The following is a 20,883-nucleotide window of genomic DNA, read 5'->3' on the forward strand; positions in this document are numbered from 1 at the left end:
CTATAAAAAGAATGATGGGGTGTTAACCATTTAGTAAATGGTGAAAAAAACCGATCATCAATAGAATCAATATAAATATTATCTGGAGGACAAAGGGATGAAAGTGATTTTTTCTTGTTTGCTTGCGACGGGATTACTGTTTTTACTGACAGGCTGTGGTAGTAAAGATGAAAGTTTAGAATCAATTGATTCAATCAGTGCGGAAACGCCTGCAAAAATAAGTCATTCTTCAACAGAGGAGCAAAGCGTTTTTCAAGGTGATATTGAAAGTATCACTGAGTCAGATGAAACAACAATTCAAATCAAAGTAGTGAATGTAAAAGAAATAGAAGATCCAGAAAATATTGGCACTTCCTTTTCAAACGATGGAGTGACATTAAACGCCTCTAATGAGTAATTAGAAGGCGGAAAAGAAGCTTTTCAAAAAGGCGATCAAGTTGAATTTATTTTAACAGAAAAACCAATGATGACGATGTCTATTCCACCACAAATTCCTGGTCATTCAATTATTAAAATCTCAGTGATTGAATAAAGAAAGATAAAATAGAAATAAAATCAAGGAGATTTGATGTTTTTATTTTTCAAGTCTCCTTAATTTATGCTGAAAATGCTATAATGACGTGAAAAGGAGTGACAGTATGAACCACTTAGACTTATCAAAACGTTTAGCAGCAGTAGGTGAATTTGTTCCTAAAGGTGCTTTTTTAGCAGATATTGGCTCTGATCATGCGTATTTACCAGTTGCATTGATGTTAAAAGGAAAAATTGAATTTGCAGTAGCTGGTGAAGTGGTGAAAGGTCCTTATGATTCGGCGAAAAAACAAGTGCAAAAAAATGGGTTGAAAGAACGTATTATTGTTCGCCTAGCAAATGGTTTAGATGCCATAGAAGCAACGGATCAAATCACGACTATTACAATTGCTGGGATGGGCGGTTCGTTGATTCGCGATATTTTAGAAGCAGGAACTCAAAACAAGCGTTTAACTGGAAATGAACGTTTGATTTTGCAACCGAATATTGGGGAGCAAACGCTACGCATATGGTTGCAAGAAAATCAGTATGAAATCATTGCTGAGCAGATTTTAGAAGAAAATAAGAAAATATATGAAATTATTGTCGCAGAAAAGACGAAAAAAATGCGTATGTATAATGAGAAAGAGATCATGTTTGGTCCTATTTTATTACAAGAAAAGACAGAAATTTTTAAAAGCAAATGGCAAAGAGAATTGAAACAACGAAAGCGCATTGTAAACCAATTATCAAAAGCCACAAATCAACAGGAAAGAATGGAAATAATTAAACAAGAGATCCAATGGATAGAGGAGGCGTTGAACGAGTGGCAATAAACGGTAAAGTTTTTATTCAAAAATTTGAAGAATATTGTCCCCAATGGCTCGCAGAAGCGAATGATCCAGTCGGGTTACATATTGGGACACTGAATAGACCAATCCAACGCGTGATGATGACCTTAGATGTGCGTCCGGAAGTAGTTCAAGAAGCTATTGAAAAAAAGATTGACTTACTGATTGCAAAACATCCGCCAATCTTTCGACCAGTCAAACGTTTAACAACGGATAATCCACAAGAAAAAATGTATGCAGACCTATTAAAGCATGAGATTGCGGTCTATGCAGCCCATACCAATATGGATATTATTGAAGATGGCTTAAATGACTGGTTTTGTGAAAAATTGGGAATCAAAGTAGAAAATTATTTGCTAAAAACACATGAACGTCATTATAAAAAACTAGCTGTCTATGTACCAGTCCAAGATGCTGAAAAACTACGTGACGCTTTAGCCAAAGCTGGAGCCGGTAAACAAGGAAACCACGATCGTACAAGCTTTACAACGATTGGCGAAGGCCGTTTCCGCCCGAATGAAGAAGCTGATCCTAGCATTGGAAAGAAGGGACAACTTGAAAAAGTAACGGAAGCAAAAGTAGAAGTCATCTTCCCAGAAAATCTTGAAAATGACGTATTGGAAGCGATGTATCACGTGCATCCTTATGAAGAAGTAGCTTTTGATTTGTTTTCTATCAATGAACCAGTAGAAACATGGGGAATTGGTAGAATAGGCGAATTGTCAGATGCAATTCCGTTAGAAACATTTATAGAAAGTGTAAAAGAAGCGTTTCAGTTAGAAGGACTTCGAGTGGTCCGTCCTAATTTTGATGATATTATGGTGAAACGAATAGCGATTTGTGGGGGAAGTGGTGAAAAATTTTATCCACACGCCTTGTCCCAACATGCAGATGTCTATATTACTGGCGATATTTATTATCATACAGCACAAGACATGCAAAGTGCAGGATTAACTGCCATTGATCCGGGACATTACATCGAAGCGTTATGTAAAGAAAAGTTTGTCGAAAAATTTGAGGAATGGAAGTTAGAAGAAAATTGGTCAATCGATTTCTTTGTTTCTGAAACGGATACTAACCCATTTCAATTTAAATAAAAAGGAGAGCTGCTTATGTACGAAAATCTTTTACCACGTTTTTTACGTTATGTTAAAACAGAAACACGCTCTGATGGAACGAGCAAAACAACCCCATCTACTCAAACACAGGTTGCTTTTGCACAAGTATTGAAAAAAGAGTTAGAAGAATTAGGACTATCTGATGTTTTTTACAATGAAGAAAATGGATTTGTCATGGGAACATTGCCAAGTAATACGGATAAAAAAGTCCGTTCAATTGGTTTTATTGCTCATATGGATACTGCGGACTTTAACGCTGTGGATGTGAATCCTCAAATCATTGAAAACTACGATGGTGAATCAACCATTGTTTTGGATAGTGAAGAAAAATATACATTGAACACCAAAGATTTTCCTAATTTAAAAAATTATGGTGGTCATACACTGATTACCACAGACGGAAGTACATTGCTAGGTGCAGATGACAAAGCTGGAATTGCCGAAATCATGACAGCAATGGAAATTTTGATTAAAAATCCAAACATCCCTCATGGAGAAATCAAAGTAGCTTTTGGTCCTGATGAAGAAATTGGTGTTGGAGCCGATAAATTTGACGTGGATCAATTTAATGTGGACTTTGCATACACCATTGATGGCGGACCATTAGGAGAATTACAATACGAAACCTTTAGCGCCGCCCAAGCAAATATTTCTATTCAAGGTAAAAACGTTCATCCAGGAACAGCCAAAGATACAATGGTTAATGCCTTGCAATTAGCCATTGATTTTCATAATGAGCTACCAGTAGATGAAGTGCCAGAAAAAACAGAAGGATATGAAGGCTTTTTCCATTTAATGGCATTGAACGGTAATACCGAAGAAGCAACAATGAGTTATATCATAAGAGATCACAATCGTGAAAAATTTGAAGCACGTAAAGCGAAGATTCTAGACATCCAAGAAAAACTAAATAGTCGTTTCGATCAAATCCGTGTAAAAGTAGAGATGTACGATCAATATTATAATATGCGTGAGATTATCGAAAAAGATATGAGTATTGTCGAATTAGCAAAACAAGCAATGATTGATTTGAACATCGAACCCGTGATCGAACCAGTCCGTGGCGGAACAGATGGGTCAAAAATTTCTTATCTAGGTATTCCTACACCTAATTTATTTGCAGGTGGTGAAAATATGCACGGACGATTTGAGTTTGTTTCTCTTCAAGTGATGGAAAAGGCAACAGATGTGATTGTAAAAATTGCAGAATTGAATACAAACGTTTAAAATCAAATAGAAAGAAGAATCGAGCCACACGAAGTTTCGAGTGATTTGTTTTTCTAAATGGGGGGGAGACGAAGCCGTTAATGGAGCGTTTAACCCCCTTTGTTTTTGTAGGAAAGAGGAGGAAAAGGAATGGAAAAATTGCTAGTTTTTTATAATGAAAGTTCAGGACAAGATGAAGGTGAAAAATTAGCAAACTGGTTTCAAGACTATACCAAAAAGAAACGACCAGAACTGAAAGTTTACCTGACAAAAACAGGTCCTTCAGTCAAACATGCGACTTTAGTCAAAAAAGCGGAAGAACATCAGGTAGATACTCTAATCATTATCGGTGGAGACGGCACCATTCACCATATTGTTCAAGCCTTTCAAGAAAAACTTGATCATTACCAAGTCGGATTGTTACCAGGAGGAACAGTGAATAATCTAGCACGTGTACTTGGCATTCCCTTAGATAAAGAAGAAGCAGCGAAAATCATCTTGGATGGTCAAATACGTAAAATCGATTATGGAAAAGTCAATGATGAAGTAATTATTTCTACGTTAACTATCGGAATATTAGCAGATACAGCTGTTTGGATTAGTCAGAAAGAAAAGCAAAGATATGGTTCTTGGATTTTTATTAAACGATTTGTGCATTTATTATTGAAAAAGAAAAAATATCATTTAGATATAAAAACGGAGAAAGAACATTGGAAAGGAAAAACGCAATTATTAACGGTTACGATGTCAAATTCTGTGGGCGGGTATACGAATTTTGATGACTCTGCTTCTCCAGATGATGGCATGTTTCATGTAACGATCATACCTTCTTTAGACATTTTTCGCTTTGTTTTCTATCTTCCTCGAATCATTAAAGGAAAAATTTATTCCGTACCAGGGATTAACTATTTGACTGCCAGCCAAATAAACATCCAAGCACGTGAAAAAAATGTGGGTACACGTACAGATGGTGATGCGACCGATGATTTACCAATCGAATTAGTTGTAGTTCCCAAAGGCCTAGCTGTATTTGCACCTCAAGAAAAAGAATAAATGTCTGGAATTTGGAGGAAATAGCTATGGATGTATTCATACACAATCCCTTATGGTTTTATCTTGTTTTGGTAAATATCTATTTGTTTTGTTTAATGGGATACGACAAATATCAAGCAAAAAGAGGAAAGTGGCGTGTACCTGAAAGTAACTTGATCTTTGTTAGCTTATTAGGTGGTGGGATTGGTGGATTGATCTCACGTGAAGTCTTTCGTCATAAAACGAGAAAAAAGAAATTTACAATTGGATTTGCAGCAGGAGTAGTTGTTGATTTGATTTTAATTTATTTTTTTCATTAAGGAGTAAACCATGTCAACAAAAGGAGCAAAATTAAAAATAGGGTTGAATTTGATTTTATTAATTGGGATATTTGCTATTATTTATTATTTAATCAATCAATCTTTTGCTGAAATCTTTGCTGAAATTTTATCAACGAGTCTGATTGTTCTTTTTATAGCCCTTCTTTTAGGAACCATCTATCAAATAGTAGAGGGACGTTCAATTAAAGAAATTGTTACCCCCTTTGCTCCACATTTTTCAACTTTTGATGGATTTTGGACATCTAGTTATGTTGCATTTTATCGAATCGTATCTTTTGGGACGGGCACGTTAATTTCAGAAATCTATTTTTATAATAAAAAAGGAATGAAGTACTCTCAAGGAGCAGGTGTCACTGCTTTACACATGATCATGTACAAATTAGCTGTGATCACTTATGCAGTCATTGGATTAATCATCCAATTTTCATTATTTTATTCAAAAGGACCAGCTATGATTTGGTTCATTATTGCAGGAATTATTTTAACTGGTGTGATTATTGTCTTTTTATTGACGATCTCAATGAGTCTTCGTTTACAAATTTTATTTGTTCGACTTTCCAATCGATTATTTAAAAGTGAACGTTTGAGAAAATGGGTAGATACATGCAATGTGCAAATTTATTCTTTGAGAGAAACTGTTCAAACAATTCTTAAAGATCGAACCGCATTATGGCGTATTTATTTTTGGAATATGTTTAAACTTCTATTTTGGTATATTATGCCTTACCTTTTTTTAGTAGAGAATCATCCTAAAATTGATTTCTTATTGACCTTTTCCTTTATCAGTTTTGCTGTGGTTTTGTCGGGTGTGATTCCAACCCCAGCAGGAATCGGCTCATTTGAATTTGTCTATCTATTATTATTTAAGCCACTTGTGGGTACGGTAGATGCGGTTTCCTCTTTATTGCTTTATCGATTCAGTTCATTTATTTTGCCCTTTATTTATGGATTCTTTTATGTACTGGCTGATCGAAGAAAGGTCATTAAACAAGAGATCAGAGACGTGAAAAAAAGATCAACCAATGATTCAAGATAAAACAAGAAAAAACACGACAAATTTTGGAGATTGAAGCGACCCCAAAAGTTAGACCAAAAATCTAATTTTTGGGCGTCACTACAATTTCATCCATTTTGTGGTGTTTTTTTATAGTAGTGAAAGTTATCTTTTGACCAAAACTGACCAAAGAGTTATAATAAGGGTCGAAATGAATATTTACCTAAGCATTCTCTAATTAGGAGGTATATGAAATGAATATTGAAAAAATGACAACTACGCTCCAAGAAGCGATTGCCGAAGCACAACAAATTGCTGTGACAAGACAGCATCAAGAAATTGATATTGCCCATTTATGGAAGATTTTTTTACAGCCAAATCATTTTGGAAGAAATCTTTACACTGATGCTGGAATAGATGTAGAGGCTTTTGAAAAAGAAGTCGACCGTGTATTAGATGAATATCCATCTGTATCAGGAGGCAATGTTCAATATGGTCAAAACTTAAGTCAAAATTTATTTAACTTATTAAATGAAGCAGATCAACTACGGGAAAGTTTCCAAGATGAATTTCTTTCTACTGAAATTGTGATCTTGGCGTTGATGAAATTAAAACATTACCCATTAACGGTTTATTTAACCAAAAATGGTTTATCTGAAAAAGAATTACGTAAAAATATTGAAGACATGAGGGGAGGAGAAAAAGTGACATCTAAAAATCAAGAAGAGCAATATAAAGCGCTAGAAAAATATGGCGTCGATCTTGTGCAGCAAGTGAGAAGCGGTAAAATGGATCCAATCATTGGACGAGATGAAGAAATTCGAGATGTGATTCGGATTCTTTCTCGTAAAACGAAAAATAACCCAGTACTCATCGGGGAACCTGGTGTAGGAAAAACAGCGATTGTTGAAGGCTTAGCTCAACGAATCGTACGAAAAGATGTTCCTGAAAACTTAAAAGATAAAACAATTTTTTCTTTAGATATGGGAGCATTAATCGCTGGTGCAAAATTCCGTGGAGAGTTTGAAGAACGGTTGAAAGCTGTTTTAAAAGAAGTGAAAAAAAGTGATGGACGGATCATCTTATTTATTGATGAGATCCATAATATCGTTGGCGCAGGTAAAACTGAGGGTAGCATGGATGCAGGGAACTTATTAAAACCAATGCTTGCTCGTGGTGAATTGCATTTGATAGGAGCTACGACGCTGGATGAATATCGACAATATATGGAAAAAGACAAAGCACTAGAACGTCGTTTCCAAAAAGTACTAGTGAAAGAACCAACTGTTGAAGATACAATCAGCATTTTGCGTGGGCTAAAAGAGCGCTTTGAGATCCATCATGGTGTGAATATTCATGATAATGCATTAGTTGCGGCTGCAACATTGTCTGATCGATACATTACCGACCGCTTTTTACCCGATAAAGCCATTGATTTAATTGATGAAGCAAGTGCGACGATACGGGTGGAAATGAATTCTATGCCAACTGAATTAGACCAAGTGACACGTCGGTTGATGCAATTAGAAATTGAAGAAGCGGCTTTGAAAAAAGAATCTGATGATGCAAGTAAAAAGCGTTTAAGAAGTTTACAAGAAGAACTAGCAGACCTTCGTGAAGAAGTTAATGCTATGAAGATGCAATGGGAAACAGAAAAAGAAGAAGTAAATACTGTTTCTTCTAAACGTGCAGAAATTGATAAAGCCAAACATGAACTAGAGGATGCTGAAAATAACTATGATCTAGAAAGAGCTGCTGTGTTGCGACATGGTACGATTCCTCAATTAGAAAAAGAACTTCAAGAACTAGAAGCAAAAGCTAAAGAGAGCGAGATTAAAATGGTGCAAGAGTCAGTCACTGAAAATGAAATTGCACAAGTTGTCGGAAGACTGACAGGTATTCCAGTGACGAAACTAGTGGAAGGTGAGCGTGAAAAATTAATCAAGCTTAATGAAACCTTGCATAAACGTGTGATTGGTCAAGACGAAGCAGTGGATGCTGTCAGTGATGCTGTCATCCGTTCGCGCGCAGGATTGCAAGATCCAAATCGCCCATTAGGATCTTTCCTTTTCTTAGGACCAACAGGTGTGGGGAAAACAGAGTTAGCCAAAGCTCTAGCGGAAAACTTATTTGACTCTGAAGATCATATGGTCAGAATTGATATGAGTGAATATATGGAAAAACATGCGGTGTCTCGCTTAGTTGGAGCGCCTCCTGGTTACGTGGGTTATGAAGAAGGCGGGCAATTGACGGAAGCGGTGCGTCGCAACCCTTATACAATTGTTTTACTTGATGAAATTGAAAAAGCTCATCCAGATGTCTTTAATATTCTATTACAAGTCTTAGATGATGGCCGTTTGACGGATTCTAAAGGCCGTGTTGTTGATTTCAAAAATACTGTGCTGATTATGACCAGCAATATTGGATCTCAATTATTACTTGAAGGTGTTTCAGCTGATGGAACAATTCCAGAGGATGTGGAAGAACAAGTAAGAACGATTCTTCGTGGTCACTTTAAACCAGAATTTTTAAATCGAATTGATGATACAATCTTATTCACACCGTTAAGCCTTGAAAACGTGAAGGGAATCGTGGATAAGATGGTTATTCAACTAGCTAAACGACTTGAACATCAAGAAATTATCTTGACTATTAGTGACGAAGCGAAAACTTGGATCGCAGAAAATGCCTATGAGCCTGCGTATGGTGCGCGTCCATTGAAACGTTTCCTTACTAAAGAAGTTGAAACACCATTGGCTAAAGAAATTGTAGCTGGACATGTTTTACCAAAATCAAAAGTGACAATCACCTTACTAGATGGAAATCTTCAATTTAAAACGGAAGAACTAAAAGAAACAGAATAAATCAAAAAGAACCGAGGGATAATCTCGGTTCTTTTTTTGTACTGATCGAATCAACTATTCACTTTAATATTTTTAGTCGGTAATTTTCAAAATACTCTTTATTGTTTCTTCCTTGAACCCAAGCAAAAATGCCCATGATCAATGCACCAATTGTATTTGTAAATAAATCACCCATCGTGTCCATTAAAGCCGCACGACCTACAAATAACGTGCCGTCAGAAGCAGCAAAACGTTGAAGATTCATTCCTAAAAATTGATCACAGAGAAATTCCCAAAATTCCCAAAAGACGCCACATACGCCAGCAAAAGCAAAACCGAAAAGTAAAAATAGCCAAGGATTTGTTTTAGAAATCGGTGCATCTTTCATTAATAGGCCAATCAAACCATAACCTAATGCCGTCAAAACCATCGGACTAACCGCATGTAAAATTTTATCCCAAAAAGAGATAATGCTAATTAAGTGCATGCCAGTTCCTAGAAATACAGAAATAAATAAGAAAAACCAATAAAATAGAACAATGGCATCTGGCACATATATTCTAGCTATTTTTCTCACGATTTGGGGAAGAAAAATCAATAAAATTCCAGCTAGTGATTCAATGATAAAGGTGATCCCTTGAGTAGTTGAATATTTTTGTACGGTAAATTCATAAATATTATAGCAAACGACGAAAGCACCAAATATTAATAGTGCCGTCTGAATTTTTTTCATTGTTTTATTCACGGAACAGGCCCCCATCTAAATAAGTTTTTATTTTATGGAATAATGCTTTTTCACTCGAAACAATCATCCCATTTAATTTAATCAAACCAATCGTGTAAAGATTGATATAATGAAATTGGTTTTCTGCAACTTCTTGTAAAGCATCAATTTTTTTAGGATGAGTACCACCTTGTTGCCGACTATCTGTATAAAGACCAATAATAGGGATTCCTTTTGCATACGCCACACCAATTTCTGAGGCTACGCCTGGATCAATTGTTCCCCCATCTAACAAAGCAATCATTAACTCACTTTCACATACTTTCTGCGTGTCAGCTAAAGCAATCATTTTACTATCAGCATAAGCAGTTTTATCATTGATTGCTTCGTTTTCTTGTGGCAAGTATATGTCTATATCCTCTGACAGTGTTCTAATTTCTTTCACAAGCATTGCATTATATAATAAATCACTTTTGGCAAAAAGTGGGGCAGCAAAATAAATTTTCATCTTCTCAACATCCTTTTTAAAAATAATCACTGAAATAAGCTTCCATATTTGGAAGAATCAATTCGAGTGTTTTAAGCGTTTCATCATCTGTTTTTAACCGTTCGATCCTAGCAAGATAAGTCGCACGACGATAATTCATCATTAAGCAGGTCAATGTTTGGATGGACAATTGAACAGGTTCTCCTACAGGTTCATTTACAATATCCAATTGACCATTTTGATCCCAAACTAAACCAAAAATACCATTGTTCCATGAAGCAACAGGATCTTCCACGACAAAATGGAAAGGACAAGCGGTGGAAACAAACGGGAATTGTTTGAGAAATTCTTTGACATCAACAATCCTTGCCATATAATACGGTTCGATTTGTTCTTTGATTTGACTGTCTTCAATTAAAAAGGCAAGAGGTTCATTTTTATAAATATCACCATGAACCCAATAAACCATTGAAAAATGGGCAGAAATAAAATTCCATAAACCGTTTCGTGCTTCCTGATTTAAATAAAACATTTCTTTTACATGGAAAATTTCTTCAGCCACCCAATAAAATAAAACACCAATTGGTTCATGGTCATTCGTATAATAGATTGCGGCAGTTCGTTCTTCTTTATTTTCAAAACGCCAATATTCTTCCCAGTGAAAATGAGTACGAAATAAAGCCCCATGGTTCTGAGTGGCAAATTTTTGATAGACTCGATAGACATCGGGATGATCAACTGGTAAACGTTCCACCATGCCTTTTACAGGAACATGTTTTGGTAATTGTGTATCCCGAATTTTAAAAGTCAATTTATCAGACATGATTTCCCATCCCTTGCGTCGGTAGTAAGGTACACTGTAAGGGTAGAGATAAGATATCCATTGTTTCTTTTTACGCATGTTGTCTAAAGCAACGAGAATCAAATCTTGCATCAAGCCACGGTTCGCATATTCTGGGTAAGTACCGACACCAGTCACACCGCCCATTTTATAAGGCGTACCATGAATATTCACTTCACAAGGGTAAATGGCAATTTGAGAAATCAATTTATCTTCATGGAACCATCCGAAAACTTCGGATAATTCTAAAATAGGACGCTTTGAGCGGATAAATGCCCGCTTATTTTCAAAACCACTTTCTTCAATATCTGCTTCTGTTACTTGAAAAACGTAAGACAATAATTCATTAAATTGATCGACTTCTTTTTCGGTAACAGGTTTTAGCACAAGATTTTCTCTGAAATCTTTTTGATCCATTCTTTCATCTCCAATTAGTTACTTGCTATTAGTATAGCAAAGTTTTCAAAAAAAAACTTCTAAAGCTGACTACGTAAAAAGTCTTTAAATTCCCTCATTTCATTGATATAATGGGAGATGCTGATTAAACGAAAAGAGGAGACGCTATGGATATAAAAAAAATGAAGCAACGCCAAGAGCAAATTCGAAATTTTTCGATTATCGCTCATATCGACCATGGAAAATCAACATTGGCCGATCGTATTCTAGAAAAGACGAACACAGTGACGTCTCGTGAAATGCAGGATCAGCTATTAGACTCAATGGATCTAGAGCGTGAACGTGGGATCACGATTAAATTAAATGCCGTTGAATTAAACTATACAGCTAAAAATGGCGAAACCTATATTTTCCATTTGATCGACACTCCAGGGCACGTCGATTTTACCTATGAAGTATCAAGAAGTCTTGCGGCTTGTGAAGGAGCTGTGTTAGTTGTCGATGCAGCTCAAGGAATTGAAGCACAGACATTAGCCAATGTTTATTTAGCTTTAGATAACGATCTTGAAATTTTACCAGTGATCAATAAAATTGATCTTCCCGCAGCAGACCCTGAACGTGTGCGTCAAGAAATCGAGGATGTTATTGGAATTGATGCGAGCGAAGCTGTTTTAGCAAGTGCGAAAGCTGGTATTGGCATTGAAGACATTCTTGAACAAATTGTTGAATATGTACCAGCACCATCAGGGGATCTCGAAGCACCTTTAAAAGCTTTGATTTTTGACTCGGTTTATGATAGCTATCGAGGAGTGGTTTTAAATGTCAGAATTACAGACGGCATGGTCAAGCCAGGTGATAAAATCAAGTTAATGAGCAATGGTAAAACTTTTGATGTGACTGAAGTAGGTGTTTTTTCACCGAAAGCTGTTGCTAGAGACTTCTTAATGGTCGGTGACGTCGGATACATTACTGCAAGTATTAAAACAGTTCAAGATACACGAGTAGGGGATACAGTAACATTAGCAGATAACCCAGCAGAAGAAGCTTTACCAGGCTACCGTAAAATGAATCCAATGGTTTATTGTGGGTTGTATCCAATTGATACTTCTCGTTACAATGATTTACGTGAAGCATTAGAAAAATTGCAATTAAACGATGCAGCATTGCAATTTGAGCCTGAAACTTCACAAGCACTTGGATTTGGTTTCCGTTGTGGATTCTTGGGATTGTTGCATATGGACGTTGTCCAAGAACGCTTGGAGCGTGAGTTCAACTTAGAATTAATAACAACAGCACCTTCTGTTATTTATCATGTAAACAAAACAGATGGTTCAATGACAGTTGTAGACAATCCAGCTGACTTCCCAGAGCCAGTAACAATTCAAGATGTGGAAGAACCATTTGTAAAAGCACAAATCATGGTACCAAATGATTATGTTGGCGCAGTAATGGAACTCTCTCAAAGAAAACGTGGTGAGTTTATTACGATGGATTACTTGGATGATTATCGTGTAAATGTGGTCTATAATATTCCACTTTCAGAAATCGTCTTTGATTTCTTTGACAAGTTAAAATCAAGCACAAAAGGTTATGCCTCTCTTGATTACGAAATGTCTGGTTATCAAAAAAGCAAGTTAGTAAAAATGGATATTTTATTAAATGGTGAAAAAGTGGACGCGTTGAGCTTTATCGTTCACCGCGACTTTGCTTATGAGCGTGGTAAAGCCATTGTAGAAAAACTAAAAAAACTCATCCCACGTCAACAATTTGAGGTGCCAATCCAAGCAGCTATTGGTCAAAAAATCGTCGCACGTTCGGACATCAAAGCCTTGCGTAAAAACGTATTGGCAAAATGTTATGGCGGTGACGTTTCTCGTAAACGCAAATTATTAGAGAAACAAAAAGAAGGGAAGAAGCGGATGAAACAGATCGGTTCTGTTGAAGTCCCACAAGAAGCCTTCATGGCTGTTCTGAAAATGGATGAGGACGAACCGAAGAAATAGGAAGGGTTTGTTTGAAAGTGTTGTAAAAAATAGACCATGTTTACATGGATTTGCCACCGGATTGCCACCGGTGGTTTTTTTCGGTGGCAGAACTTAAGTGTTCTGTCTCAAATTTTCCATGATGTCCACTGTTTCATTTCGCATTTTATTAGTAACGTGTGAGTAGGTATCCATAGTAATTGAAATTCTACTGTGTCCTAATCGCTCAGAAATTTCTTTCATCTTTGCTCCATTTTCAAGAAGGAGTGTAGCATGGGTATGTCTCAACGAATGAAAATTAAAAGAGAGGGTCAAGGCATTCGATATTCGTCTAGTATTCCATTTTACAACACTTGGTGTAACCAACTCACCATCTTCTTTCGTACAGACTGCGTTTGACTTACTGTAAAATTTTCCATATTTCATTCTATTTTCTAATTGCTGTTTTTTATGTTTTTTAAGTATAGATTGTAACGTTTGTCCAATGAAGATCGTTCTATTTGAACTCTTAGTCTTTGGTGTACCATATACCCATTCTTTGTCTTGTTTTACCATCTGTTTTTCTACAGTAATTGTGCCAGCAGAAAAATCTATATTATCCCAAGTAAGTCCACAAACTTCTCCCACACGCATGCCTGTTTAAAATCCAATATTTAAAGGAATATAAAAAGGATGTCCTTCTGGAGTAATTTCAAGCATTCGATCAAAATCATGAAGAGAAATGATTTTTAAATCTTTTTTTGTAGTTGGAAGGTCTTCGTATTTGGGTATTTTTACATATAACATAGGATTCTGTTTAATTAATCCCCACGGATAGACAGCCATATTCAATGCATTTTTAAGTACAGAATGTGTAATGGTCATTGTCTTTTTTGAATAGCCTTTTTTAAACTCATCATTAATAAAGTTTTGAAGTAGAGCAGGAGAGAGACTAGTTAGCTTTTTCTTTCCTAAATACTTGTTGATGTGATTTTTGATAGTATAACGGTAATTTACGTAAGTATTGTATTTTAAGTTCAATTTGACATATTCTTCCATCCAAAAATCAAGATATTGTTTTACTCGGGTATCTGTACCCAAAAAATACTGTCCAGTTTCATCAATATCTATCAAGAATTTACGTAAAGCAGCTTCAGCTTCTTCTCGAGTATCTCCGCCGACTTTTTCTACTTTTTTTCTTGATCCATCTTCATTGATATCTTCAAAATAATACCAACGTTTTCCGCATTTTCTAACGCCTCCGCGCATACAAATCAATCCTATCGTAGCTTTTTTCAAATAGTAAGAATTTATCTATTTATTGCATTCTGTTTAAAAATAAAAAAGTATGTATTCGTATTTATATAAATGTTCTTCAAATTAGACACAGGCAAGGATGAATATAGTAATCTTAATAGATATCATTTTGAGATATCTATTTAAAATATTTTTTTATAATATAGTCTATACAGCTTCTTAAAATATCACAATCCATTTTTAAAGAAAAAGAATTTGTATGGGCTGTTTGATTTCTAAATCTGGCAGCATTTTTCAATCTATTTTCGTCTATTTTTTCAATGATTTTATTTTTAATTAGTTTATTGATTAATGTTCCTAATTGAGTGTTGTCTATTTCGATGTCTAATTCATGACGTTGTCCTAGTAAAAATAATAGGCGTTCAACGCATACCCCATAAACACAACCAGCTGCTAAGAATAAATTTTGATCGTAAACTTCATTGGCTTCTATAAATTGATAACTGAATATTTCATCATTTACGAGATGCATCAATTCTGAAAAATCTTTTAAAATTGGTTTTATTTTTATTTGGTTTAAGTACGTATAGCTATTAGATTTACGAAAGTCAGTATTATACTTCTTATTTACAGCGTTTACTATAATCGAACCAGAAGTTTCAATTGCCATAGCGCGATCACTAATATCATCATAATCAACAAAAATCTTAAAGTAAAAACCATCTTCATAAGTAGTATGTGATAATAATTTTTTGTGAGGAATATTTGGATATTGATCTTTGATAAAACCTGTAACTTCTAACATATTACTTATCCTTTCTCACTTTAAATTATAAAATTATAGATTTTGGATTATTGTATGATTTTCATAAATTCAACAACTCTTTTTTTTTAGCTTCAAACTCATCCTGAGTGATTACCCCTAAATCTAGTAATTCTTTGTATTTAAGAAGTTGCGTTGGGACATCAATTTCTTGTACTGAGTTAGGATTTTCTTGTTTAGCTTCTATAACTTCATTTTCTTCTTCAACATCATCCATAAGTACTATTTCTTGCAGTTTTTTTATAGTTTTTGAAAGGTAAGAGTAAACTAAACTAGTTTCATAGGAATTTTTTTTGTCACTTTTTTATAAATGGAACTGTAATAGTGCGTCCATCAGCAAGTTCTAAAATTATACCCAAACGTGAGACAACAGGTTTTCCTGGCTGTCCTTTGCCTATGATAGCTCCAACTACTGCGCCAGCAGGTCCAGCAATTATACCACCAGCAATCGCTTTTCCTAAGCCACTTTTAGTCAAGGTATCTTCATCCTCATAGATTGAATAGTCTATAATATCATTGTAATCTACTACAATTTCTTGATTAAATGCTGCATTAAAAGTAGCTTTTTGTAGTAAGTCATCAAATTGAGTATATATTGTTTGCGAATCAAAATTTTGGAGAGCGAAGTTTGAATTTTCGCAACGTGTTTTAATTTCTTCTAAAGGTATTTTTCTTATGGTTAAAAATGATGCATTCATTCCGTAACCAGCTTTCCTTATACATTTCCAACATATTTTATATTTGTCAGAGGAAGTATATCTTACAAGTCCGAGTTTATTACTGCAAACAGCGCATTCTTTTCCCATTTTCTTTACATCAATTTAAATTTTTATTAATAACAGCAATTGATTGATGGTATTCTTCAGCATCAGGATTCCTATTGAAATCAATAGTTAAATTCTTATATTCTTCTAGTTTACTTTCGATTTCATCTATAGGGACTTTGAAAAACTCTTTTCTGTGATTGATTTTATTAATTCGATATTTATCAAAGTAATTGTGTAAATCGGATTCTAGCTGGTAAGCCTCGTAGCTAAAAATTAAAGCATGAACATCGAATTTAAATGGTACAGAAGCGCTACTCAGTTCTGCAATTCTCTCTAGAGGATCAAGCCTTCTAGTAACTCCAATCTTAACCACATCTTGACCAAAAGCTCCAATGTTACTAATAATATACACATATCCAGCAGAAGCATGTGCACTTCTATAATCAAGTTCTTGTTTTTCTTCTTCTTTTTCTTGCACACTTGTTTGTAAATCAAGGATTTCTTGTTCTAAATCAAGTCTTCCTTCTTCAGAAACTAATTTTAATTTTTCGTTTAGTTCATCGATCATTTTTTTATAGTGATTGATATCTTTATCAATTACTTTTTTCTTAGATTGCAATTCTTTTTGGAGAGCTTTTTCTTCTCGTTCTTTTTCTCTTTGTTCGCGCAATAATTCTTTTTCTTCTTGTTTCTTTTGTTCATATTCGAAAGCAAGATATAGCTCTTGAAGTTTAAGGTCTAAATATTTTGGAGTAATAGCTACCGAAACTGATTCATTCATTTTATTTAGTTGAGTATAAGAAGTTTGTATTCTTTTCTCGATAGAGGCTAGATTACTATATTTGACTTTATTAATAGCAGCTTCACATTCATTATTGAAGGATCTAAGTATTTGTTTGATATTATCATTTGTCATTTTTCGACCTTTAGCTATACTTCCATTTACAGTCCAGTTTGTCGAAAAATATGTAGCTGTTTTATTCTTAATTTCTTCTTTTTGAGACCCTCTGATTACTTGTAATTGTTCTTTGTATGCTAAAGAGCTTGCAAAGTCATATTTCGGTTTATATAAACCGAACGATTCCATCTCAATGCTATCTTCAGTTGAAATAAGTTTCTGTTTTAGTTCATTAAGCTCACTTTTTCTATCTGCAATCTGATTATTATATTCTTCTTTATTTTCTACTAAAGAGGAGATTTTCTCTTCAAGAAGTTCTATTTCTTTCTGTTTTTTTTGAATGGTCTCATCAAGTTCTATTACAGTCATTTGTTCTACTGAAAGTCTTGTTTCCTTAAGGGTATTAAGTTCCTGCTTTAATTCTTCAACCTGTTTTTTAAATTTATTACCTTGAAAAAAGTCAAATACTCTCATTAAATAAATCATCCCTATTTATAAAGTTTTACTCCCACTTAATGGCAGGTAGTGATAGTCGCCATAATAAAAAGTATGGCATTATGACCAACTCCCCAGAAGACATAAAACATACTTTATTATTCAAATATTCAAAAAATAAATCCAGAATTAAGTCAAAAAATGATATGCTTCTACTGGAAGTCCATAGTATTTACTAAGCAGTTCAATTTGCCGTGGATAGTGGTCCAGCTCTTCTTTATATAAAGAAACTAACAAATTAGCAGCAAAACAATTTGCTTCGCTTTCTGACTTATTACGTGAAGTTCTTGTTGAGACGTAATAACTAGACAAATCTCTGTGAAATAAGGCGTGACCTAACTCATGAGCACAAACGTAAAATCTTTCCTCAGAATCCCGTAGTGAGTCATTTATAAAAATTATAGGTTTTCCAAGAATTTCTTGGAATTGTCCTTTTGGATTTTCAAGAAAGGGAACATATTTAAGTAGAATGCCCATTTGTTCACAAATGATAAAAGGATTAGCGGAGTGATATTTCCGCGTAATTTTTCCCACTAAATGAATAACGTCCCTTTCCATATAAAACTCACTTCTCTTTACGTTTGTTTTCTTCTTTTAAATCCCAAAAAGTTGCAGTAAGAATGTCTTTGACACGTTGAATTTGTTCAGGAGTCAGAGTTTCTCCGCCATAAGCCATGTTTACATTGGATTCTAACAGTTTATCTAGTTCAACTAAATCTTTATCATCAGCCCAATCAGGTGTTTGATTTATGCCTAAAAGATAGTCAGTTGTTACATTAAATACTTTTGAAAGTTTTTGTAGTTCTTCAGTAGTAATTTTTCTTGAACCACTTTCAACTTTATTCATAGCAGATTTTTCTAAGCCAATTTTTCTGCCCAGTTCTGCTTGAGTCCAATCTTTGGATTCTCTTAAATTGATGATTCTATTGATCAACTCTTTATTATTCAATCTTAAAAAGCCTCCCCACGTTGCTTTTTTCACAACTATTGTACCATAGTTGCGAAAAAAGATATTAAAAAAGTGCGAAAAAAGAAACTTTATTTGTTGACGTATCTAAAAACGCAATGTATTATGAATATGTAAAGTTGCTAAAAAAGAAACTAACGGGGTGATAATGATGAAATAACTGTGTTTTTTATCTGCCAAAAGAATTATGTGAAACAAAAGGTATTTTTAGAAATAGTGGATTCTATAGGATTTAAAAATAAAATATTATTGTTGAAAATAGATGAGTTTAATTAAAAGAGAGAAGGATGATCTCATATAGTGAATGTATTAGATAGGCCAGTGACAAAAATTTTTGTATCAAAAGTTTCTAAAATAGAAACTTTTGGAATTTTGACTAGATAAATGTGTCAATAAAATAATCATTAAAATGGTGATTGTTAAATGAAAAACGGTGAAAATTTTTAGTAAAGGTAACATCTGAACACAGTGTATAAAGTATGCGCTAGATAAAGTATTATGCGTTACTAATAATCATTCATGATATAAATTCTGAGTAGTAGCTACACATTCTATGTTGTCATAAGAAGCAGAAATTAACCAACAATGTTCAAGTGATTATAAAAATAAATTCAGGAAAGGGAAAGTTACTAGAAACTACATGATTTTAATATTAATTGAAGGGAAATGAAATACAGAATTATCTATCCAAGTATATTACCTAAAGGGGGTGGAAGGAAAAAATGAAAAAACTAATCAGAATTACTATATTGAGTTTACTTGTGGTAATTTTAGCAGGATGTGTCATTGTAAGGATGTGAGAATATGAGAAAAATCAGCGTAGATTTATTATTTCTTCTTGTTATTCTGTTACTCGTAGGTTGCCGTATCGAAGTGAATAGTCCACAATCTGCAAGAGATGATAATTATGGCGTAGGAACGGAAAAGATGTCTTCAACGACTAGTTCAGACAAGAATAACCTTGCTAGTACATGGAGTCAAACTGGAACTGGCGATATCGTTTATTCCCAACTTTCTTTAAAAAAGGGAGCCATGATTCTCTCAGTTGATTTTACGAATGGCAAGCAAATAGTCATTCGCCTATTAGACAATGATGGAACAGTGGTGGGAACTATTAAGAAAAAGCAAACCAATTATAAAGGAGAACAGGTGATCCAGATTACAAAGGATGGCGACAATTATCTGATCGAAATTCAATCAGACGGAGAATGGCAAATTAATTTGAAGACAACCGTACTGAAGTAAAAAATGGGTTTTCCGATTCCTGTAACAGATGTATTTTGATAGGTAGTAACAAAAATAGGAAGAAAAAGGCTATAAGTTCATTTTCTAAAGTTTTTTATTATCTATCAGCTATTGTTTGTTAAATTATTTTATTTGAGGGAATAGATGAAAGAAAAGTAAGTGACCTGTTTCCATGAAACTAAAATTTAGAACTGAAAAAACGATTTTGTTTTTTTACAATAAATGAAAGGTGACAAGAGAAGTTTTTTAGAAAATCACTCGTTACTAACTAAAATTATATGTTATGTATTTTTCTATTAAAACACAAATTCGATTTTATCCATTAACAAATACGTTTTTTGATCCTCTTGAAAACCAAGAAATTATATACTCTTGTTTAAGAGAGGTGATACAAAGTTGCTATTTTTAGTTTGTCTTTTAACTGTATGGTTGAACTTGGTGAACTATATTAATATTAGTTGGTGGATTTTAATTCCTAGCTTGCTTGGTACGGCGTTGTTTGCATTATTAGAATTATTTTTAATATATAAAGAAATTAAAGATATACAAGGAGAACAAAAAATAACGCATCAGCCATTTTGGAAACATTTAATTTAAAAAATCACTTACTTTGAAAATTTATTATTTGTTTAGAGAACGAATAAAAAAGAATAAAGAAATGAGCAAGATAAAGTTTCTAAGTTAGTATTAAAAAGCGCTCATCTCCGGTTAAAATTGAATGAATTATAGGATAAAAATGAATAAATGGAGATTGACTTAGAACCAAGACCTGAATAGAATTAGTAGTCTGAGCGAAATGGATACTTTTTAATATAATTGTGATGCTAGTTTTTTTAACGAGGATGCAAATTGTTGAACATAAACAATTTGATCTACCTGTATAAGTGTAAATTTCATTAGACAATTCGATTGTTAACACTTGTGAAGTTTGATTGTATTTTACGGCAACTGAATGGATAGATGAAATTGGAATCATTCACCTATCTCTTGGAGTTTATTTCAAAACTCCCTCAAATTGATGATTAAATTTTACAATTTGTATTGATTTTTATAATGAAAAAAATGTTAAAGCATTGATGTAAAAACAAAGCTAGTAAACACATAACCCATGATTTATAATGTAATCT

The 20,883-nt window shown here is 34.1% G+C and carries 19 protein-coding genes and 2 pseudogenes; 11 read left to right on the plus strand and 10 right to left on the minus strand.

Annotation, left to right across the window (positions count from 1 at the left end):
- Positions 1-97: 97 nt before the first annotated feature.
- The 8 genes and pseudogenes from EVI01_RS01965 to clpB all read left to right on the plus strand — a co-directional run bounded on the left by EVI01_RS01965 (position 98) and on the right by clpB (position 8,916).
- Positions 98-532, plus strand: a pseudogene (locus tag EVI01_RS01965) (hypothetical protein).
- Positions 533-638: 106 nt separating this feature from the next.
- Complete coding sequence (locus tag EVI01_RS01970) at positions 639-1,346, plus strand: tRNA (adenine(22)-N(1))-methyltransferase (protein WP_010751970.1); 708 nt, start codon at positions 639-641, stop codon at positions 1,344-1,346.
- Positions 1,313-2,458: a Nif3-like dinuclear metal center hexameric protein gene (locus EVI01_RS01975; RefSeq protein ID WP_010751969.1), complete on the plus strand. Its 1,146-nt coding sequence runs from the start codon at positions 1,313-1,315 to the stop codon at positions 2,456-2,458. The genes EVI01_RS01970 and EVI01_RS01975 overlap by 34 nt, the downstream gene beginning before the upstream one ends.
- A 15-nt stretch (positions 2,459-2,473) precedes the next feature.
- The gene (gene pepT, locus EVI01_RS01980; RefSeq protein WP_010751968.1) at positions 2,474-3,706 is read left to right on the plus strand and encodes a peptidase T; all 1,233 of its coding nucleotides are present in this window, start codon (positions 2,474-2,476) and stop codon (positions 3,704-3,706) included.
- Positions 3,707-3,835: 129 nt separating this feature from the next.
- Positions 3,836-4,738 carry a diacylglycerol/lipid kinase family protein gene (locus EVI01_RS01985; RefSeq protein ID WP_010751967.1) on the plus strand — a complete coding sequence of 301 codons (903 nt, stop codon included), beginning with the start codon at positions 3,836-3,838 and terminating at the stop codon, positions 4,736-4,738.
- 26 nt (positions 4,739-4,764) lie between these two features.
- Positions 4,765-5,037, plus strand: a complete 273-nt coding sequence (locus EVI01_RS01990; RefSeq protein ID WP_010751966.1) for a DUF1294 domain-containing protein — start codon at positions 4,765-4,767, stop codon at positions 5,035-5,037.
- Positions 5,038-5,047: 10 nt separating this feature from the next.
- Complete coding sequence (locus EVI01_RS01995; protein ID WP_010751965.1) at positions 5,048-6,094, plus strand: lysylphosphatidylglycerol synthase transmembrane domain-containing protein; 1,047 nt, start codon at positions 5,048-5,050, stop codon at positions 6,092-6,094.
- Between the two features lie 212 nt (positions 6,095-6,306).
- Positions 6,307-8,916: an ATP-dependent chaperone ClpB gene (gene clpB / locus EVI01_RS02000; protein WP_010751964.1), complete on the plus strand. Its 2,610-nt coding sequence runs from the start codon at positions 6,307-6,309 to the stop codon at positions 8,914-8,916.
- A 58-nt stretch (positions 8,917-8,974) separates the two neighbouring features.
- Here clpB and EVI01_RS02005 read toward each other — a convergent pair whose 3' ends face one another.
- From EVI01_RS02005 to EVI01_RS02015, 3 genes are read right to left on the minus strand one after another with little or no spacing between them, the layout of a single operon-like run.
- Complete coding sequence (locus EVI01_RS02005) at positions 8,975-9,655, minus strand: DUF2238 domain-containing protein (protein WP_174270070.1); 681 nt, start codon at positions 9,653-9,655, stop codon at positions 8,975-8,977.
- Complete coding sequence (locus EVI01_RS02010; protein ID WP_010751962.1) at positions 9,633-10,127, minus strand: nucleoside 2-deoxyribosyltransferase; 495 nt, start codon at positions 10,125-10,127, stop codon at positions 9,633-9,635. Before EVI01_RS02010 ends, EVI01_RS02005 begins: the two co-directional genes overlap by 23 nt.
- A 16-nt stretch (positions 10,128-10,143) precedes the next feature.
- Positions 10,144-11,364, minus strand: coding sequence for a GNAT family N-acetyltransferase (locus EVI01_RS02015; RefSeq protein ID WP_010751961.1), 1,221 nt, complete (start codon positions 11,362-11,364; stop codon positions 10,144-10,146).
- A gap of 146 nt (positions 11,365-11,510) precedes the next feature.
- Here EVI01_RS02015 and lepA point away from each other — a divergent pair, with 146 nt between their 5' ends.
- A complete protein-coding gene (gene lepA, locus EVI01_RS02020) occupies positions 11,511-13,346 on the plus strand; it encodes a translation elongation factor 4 (RefSeq protein ID WP_010751960.1) in 1,836 nt (611 codons plus the stop codon).
- Between the two features lie 93 nt (positions 13,347-13,439).
- Here the strand turns inward: lepA and EVI01_RS02025 are convergent.
- The 7 genes and pseudogenes from EVI01_RS02025 to EVI01_RS02055 form a co-directional block, all read right to left on the minus strand.
- Positions 13,440-14,573 (minus strand): annotated as a pseudogene (locus EVI01_RS02025) (tyrosine-type recombinase/integrase).
- 166 nt (positions 14,574-14,739) lie between these two features.
- Positions 14,740-15,366, minus strand: coding sequence for a hypothetical protein (locus EVI01_RS02030; protein WP_010751957.1), 627 nt, complete (start codon positions 15,364-15,366; stop codon positions 14,740-14,742).
- A 61-nt stretch (positions 15,367-15,427) separates the two neighbouring features.
- Positions 15,428-15,601 carry an SHOCT domain-containing protein gene (locus tag EVI01_RS02035; RefSeq protein ID WP_010751956.1) on the minus strand — a complete coding sequence of 58 codons (174 nt, stop codon included), beginning with the start codon at positions 15,599-15,601 and terminating at the stop codon, positions 15,428-15,430.
- Between the two features lie 79 nt (positions 15,602-15,680).
- Positions 15,681-16,190, minus strand: a complete 510-nt coding sequence (locus EVI01_RS02040) for a hypothetical protein (RefSeq protein ID WP_146811504.1) — start codon at positions 16,188-16,190, stop codon at positions 15,681-15,683.
- Between the two features lie 10 nt (positions 16,191-16,200).
- Entirely contained in the window at positions 16,201-17,523 is a 1,323-nt protein-coding gene (locus EVI01_RS02045; RefSeq protein ID WP_010751954.1) for an SNIPE associated domain-containing protein, read from the minus strand.
- A 150-nt stretch (positions 17,524-17,673) separates the two neighbouring features.
- The gene (locus tag EVI01_RS02050; RefSeq protein ID WP_010751953.1) at positions 17,674-18,102 is read right to left on the minus strand and encodes an ImmA/IrrE family metallo-endopeptidase; all 429 of its coding nucleotides are present in this window, start codon (positions 18,100-18,102) and stop codon (positions 17,674-17,676) included.
- Positions 18,103-18,109: 7 nt separating this feature from the next.
- Positions 18,110-18,493 carry a helix-turn-helix domain-containing protein gene (locus tag EVI01_RS02055; protein ID WP_010751952.1) on the minus strand — a complete coding sequence of 128 codons (384 nt, stop codon included), beginning with the start codon at positions 18,491-18,493 and terminating at the stop codon, positions 18,110-18,112.
- Positions 18,494-19,315: 822 nt separating this feature from the next.
- Between EVI01_RS02055 and EVI01_RS02060 the strand changes: the two genes are divergently transcribed.
- The gene (locus EVI01_RS02060; protein WP_010751951.1) at positions 19,316-19,756 is read left to right on the plus strand and encodes a hypothetical protein; all 441 of its coding nucleotides are present in this window, start codon (positions 19,316-19,318) and stop codon (positions 19,754-19,756) included.
- A 438-nt stretch (positions 19,757-20,194) separates the two neighbouring features.
- The gene (locus EVI01_RS02065; protein WP_244150155.1) at positions 20,195-20,353 is read left to right on the plus strand and encodes a hypothetical protein; all 159 of its coding nucleotides are present in this window, start codon (positions 20,195-20,197) and stop codon (positions 20,351-20,353) included.
- Positions 20,354-20,883: the final 530 nt, after the last annotated feature.

Origin of the sequence: Enterococcus villorum (assembly GCF_007990225.1) — a bacterium.
GTDB lineage: Bacteria > Bacillota > Bacilli > Lactobacillales > Enterococcaceae > Enterococcus_B > Enterococcus_B villorum.